Here is a 14,872-nt window from a genome sequence, read left to right as displayed (position 1 = left end):
TTTTGGTTGTTTCTATTACAAAACCCTGCTCCCAATCTGTCAAGGACATAGGAATGCGCCTTCATGGCATGCACGTTAATATGCAATCCTCACCGTTTTGATTTCAAAGGGACGGAAGACCAGTTCCGCTTCGCTCGATCCCCCAAGCTCCTCTTGCGGCTCCTCCAGCATATTAGTGATAGCTGCGGATTGCATACGGCTGTCCAGAGACAACTTCGTCCGGGTATAGGTACCTTCCGCCTCATACAACCGGAGGATGAACGCACGCTCTGCGTCCTCGCAAGGTTTTACCGTTTCGATGATGACATTTTCCGCCTCAACCCGCGCCAAAGCTTGGATATCGGCTTCACCCGCTACAATCAGCGGCGGACAGTTCAGCTCGTATGCCGGCTTGATGACGGAATTCGCGCCAAACCCTTCGTCATGAGGATAAAAAGAATATGTGCAGGCGTGCACGCCTTTGTCTCCCCGGTAATCGGGCCGCGTCCCGCCTTTGTGCAGGGTCAAACGCATCTCCCCGTCCAAAACAGATATCCCATACTTGCAGTCGTTCAGCAGCGCAACGCCATAGCGGTTCTCCGACAAATCGCTGTATTTGTGGTTCAACACCTCGAACATCGCTTTTTCTTCATTGGTGTTTCGCGTCGTTGGACGGCGGAGATAGCCAAACTGAACCTCCTGACGGACGAAATCGGTATGGATGGTCGTGCCGAATGCCGTTTTCAGCAAGCGGTGGTCATCCTGCCAATTCATCACCGTTTCAAACCGCACCTCCGGACTATCCGCGAAAAAGACCATGTCCTGCTTCAAGCTAGACTTCGCGGAAAGGCGGTACTCGCTACGGATGCGGAATTCCACGGCGCCGTTGCCGACGACGGAGCGGGAGAGCAGGGTTGCCGCCGGAGCCAGCTTCAGCTCGATGTCGGCATCGATATCCCAGTTATCCCATAAATGCGGCACGTCTTCTGCCATGAGGAAGGTGTTGAGCGGTTGGCCCGATCCACGAAGCTCCCGACCGTTTCTCCGATCGATGAAAGAAGCGATGAAGCCCTCCGAATCGAAAGCTACCCGGGCAAATGGCGTTTCCAGGGAAGTGCCTTTGTAGGTGAACGGTGAGATTTTAGCGGCTCCTGTTCCGACTGCTCCGGCTTCCCCCTCCTTCAGATTCAAAGAAACAGACCCGAAGGCAGGAAGCGCTAACCCGGCCACAGCCAGCTTATGGTTGCCCTCGAGATCCTCAAAGCTCTGTTGGGCATACTCTCCTTCTACACGCCAGCCTTCATCGGCGCTAAGATACACGACATCTTTTCTATCGAAAGAAAGAGTGTTGATGACGGAAATCGTATTCGCTGCAGGACGGGCGGTTACGCGCTCATGAAGCAGCTTCGTTCCCGTTTGCAGCAATTCGGTCATCTCTTCGATGCATTGATCGTGAGCCTTCGGAATGCTTGTTCCGGGCAGCGTGTCATGGAATTGATTGACTAATAGCGTCTCCATAAGCGGTCGGATTCCTTCATCCGCTGCAACGCGGCCGGCTTTCACGGCTTCCAGCACCGTGATGAATTCCAGATCGCGAAGCAGGATTTCCGCTTTGCGGTTATTGCGCTTGATCGTGTGCTGGTTGGTGAGCGTGCCCCGGTGCAGTTGTAAATACAGCTCTCCCGTATGAGTCGACGGATTAACGACAGATTGCTCCAGCTGTTTCATAAACTCTCCGACGGTCACATGAGCGGAACGCGGCACCCCATCCAAATCCTGCACCCTGCGGGCCATTTCGATCATCTCGAACTGCGGACCGCCGCCTCCGTCGCCAAAACCGTAAGAGAGAAGCCGCATGTCGGTTACGCTCTTTTCCGGGATCGGGTCCTTATTCTGCTTGCCGTCTACGACGAAATCGATCAGGCTTTCCGCATCGGGCCAAATGTGCGTCCGATTGAAGTGGGTGAGCACCTGGGTGCCGTCAATCCCTTTCCAATAGAACGTCTGGTACGGAAATACCGTCGTGTCATTCCAACCGATCTTCGTCGTCAAAAAGTAATCCACGCCACAACCTTTCATAATCTGCGGGATAGCGGCGCTGTACCCAAAGGTATCCGGCAGCCAGAAAGAGTTGGAGGTGTAACCGAAATGTTCCCGGGTATAGCGCTGGCCCCAAAGGAACTGGCGGATCATCGACTCCCCGGAGGTCAGGTTGCAGTCGCATTCCACCCAAACGGCTCCGTTCGGCTCATAGCGGCCTTCCTTCACCTTTTCACGGATATCTTCGAAAAGCTCGGGATAGTGGGTGCGAATCATTTCCGTATGATAGGCGGAGCTTTGGATGAATTTGTACTCCGGGTAGCGCTCCATCAAGCTGATTTGATTGGAGTAGGTGCGGGCGCATTTCTTGATGGTCTCGTCCCGATGCCACAGCCACGCTGTATCCATATGGGAATGGCCGATCAATCCGGCAAAAGGCGCGGAGGGTGAGTTTTTCACCTCCAGCATCTGTTTCAAATATGGGCTTGCTTTCCTCAATGCCGCATAGAACGTCTCGACGTCCACATCATCGGGAGAGTAATACAGCGCCTTGTGAACCTCGGTAAGGGCGTTAACGACGGCAGCACGGCGGAAGCTGTTCGGGTCCAAAGAAGCAGCAAGCTGGTTAAGCGTTTTCAGATCGAAGAGAAAATCGGACACTTCATCGTTCATCAGGCAAATCTCGACGCCGCTATACTCGTAATCGAAGCTCGCCATGCCGAGATCTTCGAAAGGCATGCAGCCCTTTACATGGTGCCCGGCATAATACTCCAGCGCGATCTCGATGGTCTCGTCGGCCTTTGCTTTTTTCTTGAGCAGGTCGCAATAATGATTGCCGTGGCCGGTAACGACGATTTTGCTGCAAAAGGTGCCGAAGGGCTTGCCGTTAACCCACAGCATCGCTTCATAGCCTTCGACTTTGGGACGAATATAGAGCGTGGAGCCCGAATACTTTTCTGGGACCGTATAACTGCCTTTGAACCAGCAGTAGGTTCCCTCTCCCTGGTATCGGTCGCCAGGACGGCACTCCTCAAACAAGCTTGCATCCGGAATGGTATGCCATTGCCGATCCGTATGAAACTTGCTCATGGGCACATTGCCGATTGCTTCGAACAACAGCGATTCCAGCGACGTTTCAAAGCGTTTCAACTTGCTCAGCATGCGGTCGATCTGTTTGTCGTTTAGCATGATAACCTCCAGCCTATTAAAAGAATAGCTAAATTTGATATGGCTTATTATTTCATTTGTTAGATCAAATTGCAATTGAAATTTATTTGATATATTAAACTCGGACAATCCCCATTATTAGGGTCAGAAAATCAAAAAGAGGGCGCACCCCTAGCGGTCAAAAACGACATGCCGCTGATGTCGCTTCCGGCTCCGTTGTAAGCCGACGATTTCCCCTTTTCCGATACTAAGCGAGATATGGTCAACCGCGGTTAAGATGCCATATTTTTTGGTAAGCTCGATAAGCATAAGCACAGCGCTTCTTCTCCTCATCCTCGGGTTGCTAAGTCATGCCCATCTTAGCATTCGAACCCAATGCCATGAAATTCACTTTGGTACTCATTCTCTGATGACTTTTGTCATCTGGACATACAAAAAAAAATAACCCCCGCTTATACAAGCGGAGGTTATTTTTAACACACCTTTTTAAGAACCTTCACCATTCGAATACGCTACAATACCAGTGTGAGAGCTTGCCGGTGAGCTGGGAATCAAGAGAATTCCGCTAACAAGGAAACTCACCAGAAGCAGAGACGAAAGCAATTTGCGCATCTTCGATCACTCCTTTCATCAAATGTTCATACCTTGTTCTTTGCTCTTCAGAAGCCTGATCCCGGTAACGCCCAAAATAAGCTGTGCAATTTATGATAAGATTCTTGTTGTTCGATGCGATAGAGTGGAACATCGCGTTTAGCAGCCGCTCCGTCCCTTCCTGAAACCGGCTCTTAGAAAAGCTATAAAGAGCAAGTTCATAACAGAGCCATGCGCAACGGTCTCGCTGGAATACTCCCTGGTAGTAAGCATGGTCGGTCCATGTCTCCGTTTCAGCCAGTTCATCAATCCGACTCTTGAATCGATCCAATAAGCTGTCGGCATCGTATCCATAGCGGTTTATCGCATTCATGATCGTCAATAAACTCGGCAACCACTCCTCCGGATAATGATCTAAAAAATCGAGATAATCCGGCAGATAAGTGAAATCGCCCATCAACACATTCAAGTTATAGCGATTCGCGGTTGCGAAACGTTTGAACTTCTGAACTTCCTGCCATCCGACCTCGTCCAGATCATCAAACCAACTCAAGTCCTCGTATCCGGATATGTATTTTAACGAATCTTCGTATTGTCCCATCCATTCCAGCGCATTACCTTTCAGCAGAAAGCTTTGCCCGTAATAAAATACCAGATGGCGCTCTGTTTTGAATAAGTTGGCTTCAGAACTGTCAGTGCCTGATCCTGTCTTCTTTTGATAGAGAATTATATAGAGCAGAGCCTTCATTTCATCCGCATACTCGATAACCTTGTCCCATTGATGCAGACTAAAATGAACATTTGCCAGCTGCAGCAAACTATCCAACTGTATATCTTCGGGAAGACGCTGCCGGTAAGGAGCAAACTGTACGGCGGCTTCGTGATTCTCCTTCAGATTACGCCCTAATGCAGCCCGAAACCATCTATAGTGGCTAATCGCAAGCCGCTCCGAGTGCTGACGAATCTCGTTCTCACAAACGAACTTGTAAAAAGGGATGGACGCTTTCCATTTTCCCTGGGCAAAAACACTTTCAGCGAAAAGAAAAACATCCTGAATATGAGCAGCCTCATCTGAAACGATATCCAAAACCATCTTGATGCAATCATCTTTCTCCAGCTCGATACAGCGATTCAGAAAAAGCTTGACCTGTCGCCAGTGGACCTTGCCGTCTAAGAAGTTCATCTGGATGTAGTATTCATACAGCCAACCTTCCGGCTGCCCTAATGCCTCTCCGATTAAATCCAGGTGTTGAACGGAAAAAGATCTCGAAGAATCCCTAGATAAGAGATCACTTAATGGAGCCCGTGCGATCCCGCTCCGCCGCGCCAGATCTGTGATCGTTATATTTTGTTTAGCCATTTCCCTCTCAATCCATGTATGTATCGTTGAGGTCGGTCTTACAAGAGAGCCAGGGATCGGAACTTCACTGTTACGGCTCATATTAATGCCCCCCTCTCTTATATGGGTGCTACGATCTTCAGCTTGAAAGATAGATTGAAGAAAATGGTGCTTTCCTAACTATAAACGTAACGATTTTACTTATTTTGACTCTCGAAAAAAAAATTTCTCTCGACATATTCTGCGACTAGATTTTTCTCTATATGAGAAGGACAGCGCGGATCTGTCGGTCGTTACTGAATTTTGTAGCCGAAAATGATTTTTAATTCTTGGCGTCATCTTTCATCCGCATGAAGGTGACGTCAAGGTCCGTTTGCTGCAGCTGTTTCACTTGTATAAAATCGCTCTCAACCTAAATAATCTAGTGTCCTGTACATACGTTTACGAAAGTATACATCATTTTACAAAAATACAACAAATCTTTGACAACCCATTAATATAAAAAATTTATAGTAACTTTGAGAAACATACTCATATTAATCGAAAAGGTAGGGGAGATCGTAAGTGAAAAAGAAATTTTTGCTGTCCACCGTTATGGCTGTTCTACTCACCGGTTTGATCGCAGGCTGCGGCGACTCGAACAATGATTCATCCGCAAGTCCATCGGAGAGCGCTGCCGCTTCCGTAAGTCCTGCCGAATCTGCACCGGCTAGTCCGGCTGCTGTCGAGATTCCTGAGTTGAAAGTGAGTTTCGTGCCTTCCAAAGATCCCGATCAAATTATTACGGCAACCGAGCCGCTGAAAGATCTGTTGAAAAATCAACTGGCAACCGAAGGCTACAATGTAGGCAAGGTTAACATCGACGTCGGTACTACTTATGAAGCAGTCGGCGAAGCTCTGACTGCCGGAACGACAGACATCGGCCTCATCCCAGGCGGCACCTACGTGCTGTACGAAGACGGCGCAGACGTTATTTTGACCGCTACTCGCGCTGGCTTGTCCATTGATTCCGACAATCCGAAGGATTGGAACGATAAGAAACCAACGGCTCCAACAACCGACCAAGTCACTTACTACCGCGGTCTGTTTATTGCCGGTCCTTCCGCGAAGGGTAAAGAGCTGGCAAGCAAGGTCAATGCCGGTCAAGAACTGACTTGGGACGATCTGAACAGCGCAAACTGGGCTGTCATGTCCACCTCCTCGTCTGCTGGCTACATCTACCCAACGCTGTGGCTGCAAAGCAAGTATCAAAAGAGCATTACGGATTTGGCCCATGTTGTCACATCCGATTCCTATGGCAGCTCCTTCGCACGTCTGGCAGCCGGACAAGTTGACGTAATCGTCGCTTATGCTGATGCTCGCCGCGACAACGTGGATAAGTGGACCAAAGAATATAGCCGTACCGCTTCCATCTGGGATGAAACCAACGTGATTGGTGTAACAAACGGTATTTACAACGACACCGTCAGCGTTAGCAAGAATAGCAAAATCATGACCCCTGAACTTAAGAAAGCTCTGCAAGATGCGTTCATCGCGATTGCGGGTACCGAAGAGGGCAAGAAAGTCATTGCCATCTACAGCCACGAAGGCTACAAAGTCGCACAACCTTCCGACTACGAAAACGAGCGCAAAGCGCAAGCTCTGATCAAGTCGATGAAGAAATAAATCAACACCAGGCTACAAAAGAAAAAGTTGAAATGAGAGCATCGCAACAACGGTGCTCTCTTTTTTCCTTTAACTACCAGTCAATACGATAAGGATCGGGGATAGTTCATGATCGAGTTTATTCAAGTAGAAAAGACATATCCAAACGGCACCGTCGCTCTGCAAAATATCAACTTGACCATTGGGCAGGGTGAATTTGTCGCCGTCATCGGTCTGTCTGGTGCAGGCAAATCTACGCTCATCCGCTGCATCAATCGCATGCACGACATTACAAGCGGCACGCTGAACGTCGACGGTACTAACGTATCCCAGCTTAAGGGCAAAGAGATCCGCCGCTTTCGCCGCCGCATCGGGATGATTTTTCAATCCTTCAATTTGGTTACCCGCATCACCGTCATAAAGAACGTACTTGTCTCCTTCGTACCGGATCTTCCAATGTGGCGAAAAATCACGGGTCTCTACACCCGCGAGCAGAAGCTGAAAGCACTGGAGGCTCTGGAAAAAGTAGGCATTCTCGATAAAGCCTTCATTCGCGTGGATCAGCTATCAGGCGGCCAGCAGCAGCGCGTGGCACTGGCACGAACACTCGCCCAAAGCCCGGACATCATTTTAGCTGATGAGCCGATCGCTTCTCTCGATCCGGTAACGGCTCATATGGTGATGGACGATTTCAAGAGGATCAATCAGGACATGAACATCTCGGTCATCATGAATATTCACCATGTGGAGATTGCGCTGGAATATGCAGACCGCATTATCGGGATTCGCCAAGGGGCGGTTGTATTTGATGGAAGCTCATCCCAAGTAACGAAGGGCATTTTGGATGAGATCTATGGAGGCAAAACCGAAGAAATCGCTGATCGGTCTGAGGAGAAAAGTGTTTATGTACGATAAAATTTTTCCACCGAAAAGAATTGTGCTGCCCAGCGGAAAAGTCGTGCTGGAAAAAAGAACCCGCCTCCCGCTTATTTTGCTGCTTTTAATCGCAGCGACGGTTCTGTCGATAAATTTCACCGGCTTCAGCATGAAAATACTCGTGACACGCATCGATAAATTTTTCGACATCCTTGGACAAATGATTCCGCCAGACTGGAGCTATTTTTCCAAGGTATGGCCGGCACTTGTGGCAACGCTGCAAATGTCTCTGCTTGGCTCCATGCTCGGAGCAGCGTTAGCTGTCCCCTTTGCTCTATGGGCATCGGCTAACGTTATTCGTAGTAAGGGTGTTGCCGCTCTATTCAAGGTTATTCTCAGTCTGCTAAGAACGCTGCCAACACTGGTAACTGCTTTAATCGCTACCTTCGTATTCGGTCTTGGACCAACCGCTGGTGTCGTCGCGATTTTGCTATTTACCCTCTCGTATGTCGGAAAGCTGCTGTATGAACAGATCGAAAACGCGGATATGGGCCCCTTTGAAGCCATGGAATCCCTCGGAATGACTCGCATTCAGGCGTTCCGTTATGCCATTTTACCCCAAGTGCTGCCGGGTTACTTGTCTACCTCTCTGTTCTGCTTCGAGGGTAACGTCCGTTATGCCGCCATTCTTGGTTATGTCGGTGCCGGCGGTGTCGGTTTGCTCATCAAGGAAGGCACTGGCTGGCGCGATTATCCAAGCGTCGGCATCATTATTCTCTCACTCGTCGTAACGGTGTACCTCATCGAAACGGTCAGCGAGCATTTCCGGAAACGGCTTATTTAAGGGGGCGCTCATCCAATGACGACAGTGGAAAAACAATTGCTCAGCGCACCGCGCAAATACCGTTATATAGGGACCGTCGCCATCATTGTCGTTCTCCTATTTGGTTGGTCGCTGCTTACGGTCAGCTTCAAAGGCATGAATGCAACCAGCTTGAAAATCGCCGGCAACTTTGTAAAAGGCATCGTTCATCCAGACTTACAGCTGCTATTTAACGGCACCAAGCAGAGTGTGCCTTACTTGTTATTGGAGACGGTCGCCATCGCCTTCCTCGGCACAATCATTGGCGCGATATTGTCCGTTCCCCTTGCTTTTCTCGCGGCTTCCAACATCGTGCCGAAGCCTGTGTCGTGGCTCACGCGCCTGCTGCTCATTATCATCCGCACCATTCCGGCGATAGTCTACGGTCTCATGTTCATTCGCGTTACGGGGATGGGCCCATTTGCCGGAGTCATGACCATTGCCATTACGTCCATCGGGATGCTGGCAAAGCTATATGTCGATGCCATCGAAGAACTGGATACGAAAGTGCTTGAATCCATGACTTCCATTGGTTGTACAACCTTTGAAAAAATTCGGTACGGCATATTCCCGCAGCTCTTGTCGGTGTTTCTTTCCGTAACCATCTACCGTTTCGACATGAACATGCGTGAAGCAGCGATTCTAGGTCTCGTTGGTGCGGGCGGCATCGGCGCGCCGCTTATTTACGCAATGCAGAGCTACAAGTGGCACCAAGTAGGCTCTATCCTTATCGGTCTTGTCGTGCTCATCCTGCTGATCGAATGGATATCCACCAAATTACGCACTAAACTAATAAAAGGGTAGCCGAGGCTACCCTTTTTCTTTCGTCCGAATTATGACTCCGATTTCCTTTTCTTGCTAATCAAAACAGCACTTGCAAATGATCCAATAAGCAAAAAGATGGCAATGAACAAATCCACATCTTTTATGCCCGCAGTGAAAGCATTAAAAACAATATTCTTCATGTCTTCAAAAGCTGGCATTTGTTTGAATGCTTCCGCTTGTTTGCTATCAAAAATTTGTGAGCCGGCAAAAGCTCCAGCTTTATGAAAAGCATTTAGCATTTGATTTTTAAATTCTGAATCCATATTTTGAAGCCCCATCATATGTTTATCCAATGCATTGTTATATCCTTCCGTCAACTTAATTCCTAACATTACCACACCAAATGAAATGCCGACTTGCCGGAAGACGTTTAAAATACCGGAAGCCATACCGACTTGTTTTTTATCAACAGAACTCATTACTGCATTGGATATTGGCGGATTCACCAAAGCATTACTAATTCCTAAGAGAACAAACCCAGGCAGTAAATAACTCCATTCAAAAGGAACCTTGATCATATAACGAATAGCAATGATCCCGATTGCTCCAATAAATAGTGCTCCACTAATCAACCAACGATTGCCGACTTTTCCAGAAATAATCCCAGCCAAAGGACCCAGTATCATGGTAAACCCACTGATGAGTAGCATTTTAACTCCAGTTTCAAACGCAGAGTAGCCCATATAATTTTGCATAAGAATGGTTAGGTAGGTGAATCCGCCATACAAACCGGCTCCTAAAACAAAAGCCGCAATATTGGCGCCGTTAAATGACCAACTTCTAAAAATGGATAATTCGATCATGGGTTGCTTAACATTTATCTCAGTCATAATAAAAGCAATGAATAAAAGGATCGATAAACCGAATAAACCTAAAATGTGCCAATCCGTCCACGAATAATTTTCATGCATCTCTTTTTGAATGAGGGCTAATACCATAGTAAAGATCATTGCAGTGCTTAAAACAAATCCTAAAAAATCAATTTTTCCATTACTATTTCTTTCACCTTCCTGAATAAAAAATATTCCTAATACGATAGCCAAAATGCCAATAGGGATATTAACCAGGAAGATGGATCGCCAACCCAAACTATCCACTAAAGCACCGCCGATAAGTGGGCCACCTGAAATAGCAAGACCAACCGCACTACTCCAAATCCCTAACGCAAGTCCTCGTTGTTTTTCAGGAAACGAAGATGTAACAATCGTTAGTGATAAAGACATCATGGCAGCTCCGCCAATTCCTTGGAACCCTCGGAAAATGTTCAACCAAAGATCACTATTTGCTAAACCACTTGTAAGAGAACCTATGACAAAGATGCCTAATCCCAATAGAAAAACTTTTTTTCGTCCGATGATATCACCTAATTTCGAGACGGGTAATAACATCGCAGCATACACTAAAGTATAAGCATTCAATACCCATTGCAGACTCGAAAAATTGGATGAAAAACTTTTTTGAATATCTGGTAATGCTACATTCACAATCGTAATATCTAGCATTGCCATGAATACTGCTAAACTCACTGTGAGTAGAACCCACCATTTTCTAATCGATTGTTCCAAAGTAAAAACTCCTTTTCGTGTTTTTGTGCACACAAATGCATATATAGAATAAAATGAAAAGCACCCGACTATTTCAGATTCATGAGTGCTTTCATATTAATCGTCGTCTTTTCAAACGTATCGACGATCAATTCTTTATTTGCTTTATAGTAAACCTCCCGTCCTTCTTTCCTTCTCTGTACAATATTAAATCGATTCATAAAATCCAGATGACGTGAGATCACTGAACGATTTTGAGGGAAATGTTCGGCAATTTCGCCAATCGTCATTTCCCCATAAACAGCGAGAAATATCAACAGTTCACTTCGAACGGGGTCGAAAACAGCTCTAAAAAATTCAATATCAATATTGTCTTCAATCAATTTTTTACATTTATTTGGATCATAACTGAGTCCCATAATCTCACCCCCTAATTCTATTATATGCATTCGTGCGCACATGTAAACAGATTCGTTAAAATTACCACTTCTGCGATCTGCTTACCTTTGATCGAATGGATGTCCACTGATCGCGCACAAAATTAATAAAAGGTAGCCCATAAGGCTACCTTTCCTTTTTAGCTAAAACAGAACCTTCCAGTTATAATCGCAGGTGGAGCGGATGACTTTTTTGTCTAAAATGTAGTTCGCCAGAATCTCCGTCATATCTGTCGGAATCTCACGGACAATCGGCTTATCCTTCAGCATGTCGAAATTGCCGCCACCCCCTGCTCGATAGCTATTCATCACCACATCGCACACCGCATCGGAAGCAAGAGGCTCTCCATTCCTTAGCAGCTTAACAACACGGCTGCCGGCTGACCGCCGAATATCCAGCTCATACTCGATTCCTTCCCACATATCATAATTGAAATGCTGTGGCTTAGGCTCTAAGTAAGCAGCTGATACTTCCACCCCATCCTTGCTATCATTCAGCGTAAAATAGCGGGCATTCTGCTCCAGTGCCTCACGAACGTCACGTCCTGTCAGGCGCACAACCTTCAACGTATTCGGATAAATGTAGTTGGAAACCACATCGCGCATTGTAATCATTTCGCCGAAGCCTCTCGCTTCATTGGTGAAAATGGCCGCGCAGGAAATATCCGTATTCGTCATTTCCATTTGGACTTTGTTCACAAATTCGGTAAACGAATGGTCTCCTTGACGCGCTTGATGCGGATCCAGTATGGACATATCGCCTTCTGTAGTACCAATCGGCTGATCCAGCCATGTCTGTGTTCGTTCCTCCGCCTGCGTAAACATAGCAAGGAGCTGGATATCCGCCTGTACCGACTCATCAACATGCAAAAGCTGCACTGCCTTCCCACACAGCTGCCAGTCTCCGACTTCGTTTCGCTGGAATGCAAGCTCCACCTTGCCCATGGCTTGTCCTGCAGACCCCGGCTGCACAACGGCAACACCGTTTAAGTCGGCTGCAATCTGGCGGTGCTGATGACCGGTAAGCAGCACGTCAACGCCTACGAGCCGTGCAGCTATCTCCCAACCTTGATTTTCGCCTGTCAGCGGCTCCGTAGGCTCTCCGGTCATCAAATCCCGTTCAAATCCCCCATGGTAGCTAACGACGACGGCGTCCGGCTGTTCCGTTGCACGAATATGATCTACCCAACGCTGAGCGGCTTTGAGCGCATCTTGGAAAACAAGCCCTTCAATATTCGCCGGCTCCTCCCAATGAGGAATGTAATGAGTGGTTACACCAAGTACGGCGATACGAACGCCCTCTGAAGTCGTGAATATCCGATATGGCGAGCCAAAAGCCGGTTGCCCATCAGTAGCCCCAACAATATTCGCAGATAACCACGGACATGCGGAATCGTCTACCGCTTTATGTAAAAGTTTAAGTCCATAATTGAATTCATGATTGCCAAATACAACGGCGTCATAACGCAACGTGTTAAGAGCCTGTGCGGCTGGATGAATACCTTCCCCATCATATTTTGCGTAGTGATACATGAACGGTGTCCCTTGTAAAAAGTCGCCATTATCAATGAGCAGCAGCGACGGGTTCACGCTTCGTTCCTTGTCGATAAGAGTAGCTAACTTCGCCAGCCCAAGAGGCAAATCGGCAGAACTGCGATAATCCGTCGGGAAAAAGTGACCATGAACATCGCTTGTCTCTAGTATCGTTACGGTGGTCAATTGAGAAGTGCTCATTTATCTGTGCAATCCTCCTTAAATGTCATAGGCGCATGATGGATTTGTCGTGTTTATTACAAAAAAGCCCCTGAGATTTCTTAAGATCTCAAGGAGCTTTATCGATTTAAAAGTGGTGCCGGTGAGAGGACTCGAACCTCCACGGTTTCCCTCACGATTTTGAGTCGCGCGCGTCTGCCATTCCGCCACACCGGCATATGAAATTTTGGCGTGTCCTATCGGACACAATTCTAACCTTAAACTTAATGGCGTGCCCAGAGAGATTCGAACTCCCGGCCTTTTGATTCGTAGTCAAACGCTCTATCCAGCTGAGCTATGGGCACATATTATAAAATTGCATGGTGCCGGGGACGGGACTTGAACCCGTACGATGGTCACCCATCCCAGGATTTTAAGTCCTGTGCGTCTGCCGATTCCGCCACCCCGGCACGGGGCAGACAATTGGAGGCGCCACCCAGATTCGAACTGGGGGTAAAGCTTTTGCAGAGCTCTGCCTTACCTCTTGGCTATGGCGCCGAGATAAAATGGAGCGGACGAAGGGATTCGAACCCTCGACCCTCGCCTTGGCAAGGCGATGCTCTACCACTGAGCCACGTCCGCATGTTATGAAATTCAAAATGGCTGGGGATCTAGGATTCGAACCTAGGCATGACGGAGTCAAAGTCCGTTGCCTTACCGCTTGGCTAATCCCCAATGAATAAATGGGGCGGTCGAGGGGAATTGAACCCCCGAATGCCGGATCCACAAACCGGTGCGTTAACCACTTCGCCACGACCGCCATATTCAATAGGTTTTAAATAAGCTTGGCAGGGGCAGCAGGAATTGAACCCACACCAAAGGTTTTGGAGACCTTTGTTCTACCTTTAAACTATGCCCCTAGATAAGGTGTGATGGTGGAGGGCGATGGATTCGAACCACCGAACTCGTCAGAGAACAGATTTACAGTCTGCTGCGTTTGGCCACTTCGCTAGCCCTCCACGATTTCACAAAGAACAATGGTGCCGGCGAGAGGATTTGAACCCCCGACCTACTGATTACAAGTCAGTTGCTCTACCAACTGAGCTACACCGGCATGTGTTTCAAATGGTGGCTCGGGACGGAATCGAACCGCCGACACGAGGATTTTCAGTCCTCTGCTCTACCGACTGAGCTACCGAGCCTTAATGTTTTTTTGATAAAAATGGCGGAGCCGACGGGATTCGAACCCGCGTTCTCCTGCGTGACAGGCAGGCATGTTAGGCCTCTACACCACGGCTCCGCAGTAAAAAAGGTGATTCCTTATCCTATGTAAGGATAAATTGCGGGGGCAGGATTTGAACCTGCGGCCTTCGGGTTATGAGCCCGACGAGCTACCGGACTGCTCCACCCCGCGATATTATGGTGGAAGCTGAGGGGATCGAACCCCCGACCCTCTGCTTGTAAGGCAGATGCTCTCCCGGCTGAGCTAAGCTTCCAAATGGTGACCCGTAGGGGATTCGAACCCCTGTTACCTCCGTGAAAGGGAGGTGTCTTAACCCCTTGACCAACGGGCCATTCAATTGTATCACTGAAGAAACATTATGGCGGAGAGAGAGGGATTCGAACCCTCGAGACGCTTGTGACGCCTACACGATTTCCAATCGTGCTCCTTCGGCCAACTCGGACACCTCTCCATATGGCTCCCCGAACAGGACTCGAACCTGTGACAACTCGATTAACAGTCGAGTGCTCTACCAACTGAGCTATCAGGGAATATTAAGCATGTCTTTCAGCGACACTTGAACATTATAGCAGTTTCTCCAGTAAAAATATACTGGTTTTTTTTAACATTTCAAGGATTTATTCCTTGAAAACC

10 protein-coding genes and 17 tRNA genes are annotated in these 14,872 nt (G+C 47.9%); 4 read left to right on the top strand and 23 right to left on the bottom strand.

The window, feature by feature from the left end; translation table 11 throughout:
• Window positions 1-75: 75 nt before the first annotated feature.
• The 3 genes from TJ79_RS23725 to TJ79_RS23720 all read right to left on the bottom strand — a co-directional run bounded on the left by TJ79_RS23725 (window position 76) and on the right by TJ79_RS23720 (window position 5,218).
• Window positions 76-3,207: an alpha-mannosidase gene (locus TJ79_RS23725; RefSeq protein ID WP_040952824.1), complete on the bottom strand. Its 3,132-nt coding sequence runs from the start codon at window positions 3,205-3,207 to the stop codon at window positions 76-78.
• Between the two features lie 150 nt (window positions 3,208-3,357).
• Window positions 3,358-3,501 (bottom strand): hypothetical protein, encoded by a 144-nt coding sequence (locus TJ79_RS27630; RefSeq protein WP_162162985.1) that lies wholly within the window; start codon window positions 3,499-3,501, stop codon window positions 3,358-3,360.
• A 250-nt stretch (window positions 3,502-3,751) separates the two neighbouring features.
• The gene (locus TJ79_RS23720) at window positions 3,752-5,218 is read right to left on the bottom strand and encodes a helix-turn-helix domain-containing protein (RefSeq protein WP_052339930.1); all 1,467 of its coding nucleotides are present in this window, start codon (window positions 5,216-5,218) and stop codon (window positions 3,752-3,754) included.
• A 462-nt stretch (window positions 5,219-5,680) separates the two neighbouring features.
• On the opposite strand from TJ79_RS23720, the gene TJ79_RS23715 reads away from it, so the two are divergent.
• From TJ79_RS23715 to phnE (TJ79_RS23700), 4 genes are all read left to right on the top strand, one after another.
• Complete coding sequence (locus TJ79_RS23715) at window positions 5,681-6,781, top strand: phosphate/phosphite/phosphonate ABC transporter substrate-binding protein (protein WP_040952823.1); 1,101 nt, start codon at window positions 5,681-5,683, stop codon at window positions 6,779-6,781.
• A gap of 108 nt (window positions 6,782-6,889) precedes the next feature.
• The gene (gene phnC, locus TJ79_RS23710; RefSeq protein WP_040952822.1) at window positions 6,890-7,675 is read left to right on the top strand and encodes a phosphonate ABC transporter ATP-binding protein; all 786 of its coding nucleotides are present in this window, start codon (window positions 6,890-6,892) and stop codon (window positions 7,673-7,675) included.
• Window positions 7,665-8,480: a phosphonate ABC transporter, permease protein PhnE gene (gene phnE / locus TJ79_RS23705; RefSeq protein WP_040952821.1), complete on the top strand. Its 816-nt coding sequence runs from the start codon at window positions 7,665-7,667 to the stop codon at window positions 8,478-8,480. Before phnC ends, phnE (TJ79_RS23705) begins: the two co-directional genes overlap by 11 nt.
• A 15-nt stretch (window positions 8,481-8,495) precedes the next feature.
• Window positions 8,496-9,302, top strand: coding sequence for a phosphonate ABC transporter, permease protein PhnE (gene phnE, locus TJ79_RS23700; protein WP_040952820.1), 807 nt, complete (start codon window positions 8,496-8,498; stop codon window positions 9,300-9,302).
• Between the two features lie 29 nt (window positions 9,303-9,331).
• Here phnE (TJ79_RS23700) and TJ79_RS23695 read toward each other — a convergent pair whose 3' ends face one another.
• From TJ79_RS23695 to TJ79_RS23600, 20 genes are all read right to left on the bottom strand, one after another.
• Complete coding sequence (locus TJ79_RS23695; RefSeq protein ID WP_040952819.1) at window positions 9,332-10,888, bottom strand: MFS transporter; 1,557 nt, start codon at window positions 10,886-10,888, stop codon at window positions 9,332-9,334.
• 68 nt (window positions 10,889-10,956) lie between these two features.
• Entirely contained in the window at window positions 10,957-11,286 is a 330-nt protein-coding gene (locus tag TJ79_RS23690) for an ArsR/SmtB family transcription factor (RefSeq protein WP_040952818.1), read from the bottom strand.
• Window positions 11,287-11,448: 162 nt separating this feature from the next.
• Complete coding sequence (locus TJ79_RS23685; RefSeq protein ID WP_040952817.1) at window positions 11,449-13,038, bottom strand: bifunctional metallophosphatase/5'-nucleotidase; 1,590 nt, start codon at window positions 13,036-13,038, stop codon at window positions 11,449-11,451.
• 113 nt (window positions 13,039-13,151) lie between these two features.
• Window positions 13,152-13,233, bottom strand: a tRNA-Leu gene (locus TJ79_RS23680).
• Window positions 13,234-13,284: 51 nt separating this feature from the next.
• Window positions 13,285-13,361 (bottom strand) — tRNA-Arg (locus TJ79_RS23675).
• 16 nt (window positions 13,362-13,377) lie between these two features.
• A tRNA-Leu gene (locus TJ79_RS23670) sits at window positions 13,378-13,466 on the bottom strand.
• Window positions 13,467-13,480: 14 nt separating this feature from the next.
• Window positions 13,481-13,554, bottom strand: a tRNA-Cys gene (locus TJ79_RS23665).
• 9 nt (window positions 13,555-13,563) lie between these two features.
• Window positions 13,564-13,638, bottom strand: a tRNA-Gly gene (locus TJ79_RS23660).
• Window positions 13,639-13,656: 18 nt separating this feature from the next.
• Window positions 13,657-13,731, bottom strand: a tRNA-Gln gene (locus tag TJ79_RS23655).
• Window positions 13,732-13,740: 9 nt separating this feature from the next.
• A tRNA-His gene (locus TJ79_RS23650) sits at window positions 13,741-13,816 on the bottom strand.
• Between the two features lie 26 nt (window positions 13,817-13,842).
• Window positions 13,843-13,916: transfer RNA gene (locus tag TJ79_RS23645), tRNA-Trp, on the bottom strand.
• 13 nt (window positions 13,917-13,929) lie between these two features.
• Window positions 13,930-14,015, bottom strand: a tRNA-Tyr gene (locus TJ79_RS23640).
• A gap of 19 nt (window positions 14,016-14,034) precedes the next feature.
• Window positions 14,035-14,110: transfer RNA gene (locus TJ79_RS23635), tRNA-Thr, on the bottom strand.
• A 12-nt stretch (window positions 14,111-14,122) separates the two neighbouring features.
• A tRNA-Phe gene (locus tag TJ79_RS23630) sits at window positions 14,123-14,198 on the bottom strand.
• A 21-nt stretch (window positions 14,199-14,219) separates the two neighbouring features.
• A tRNA-Asp gene (locus TJ79_RS23625) sits at window positions 14,220-14,296 on the bottom strand.
• Window positions 14,297-14,336: 40 nt separating this feature from the next.
• Window positions 14,337-14,410 (bottom strand) — tRNA-Met (locus TJ79_RS23620).
• A gap of 6 nt (window positions 14,411-14,416) precedes the next feature.
• Window positions 14,417-14,492, bottom strand: a tRNA-Val gene (locus tag TJ79_RS23615).
• Between the two features lie 3 nt (window positions 14,493-14,495).
• Window positions 14,496-14,570: transfer RNA gene (locus TJ79_RS23610), tRNA-Glu, on the bottom strand.
• Between the two features lie 28 nt (window positions 14,571-14,598).
• Window positions 14,599-14,690: transfer RNA gene (locus TJ79_RS23605), tRNA-Ser, on the bottom strand.
• Between the two features lie 3 nt (window positions 14,691-14,693).
• Window positions 14,694-14,769, bottom strand: a tRNA-Asn gene (locus tag TJ79_RS23600).
• Between the last annotated feature and the right edge of the window lie 103 nt (window positions 14,770-14,872).

This window comes from Gorillibacterium massiliense, from assembly GCF_000455485.1.
Taxonomy (GTDB): domain Bacteria; phylum Bacillota; class Bacilli; order Paenibacillales; family NBRC-103111; genus Gorillibacterium; species Gorillibacterium massiliense.
The sequence above is the reverse complement of the archived record's forward strand: the minus strand, read 5'-3'. Positions and strand labels throughout refer to the sequence as shown.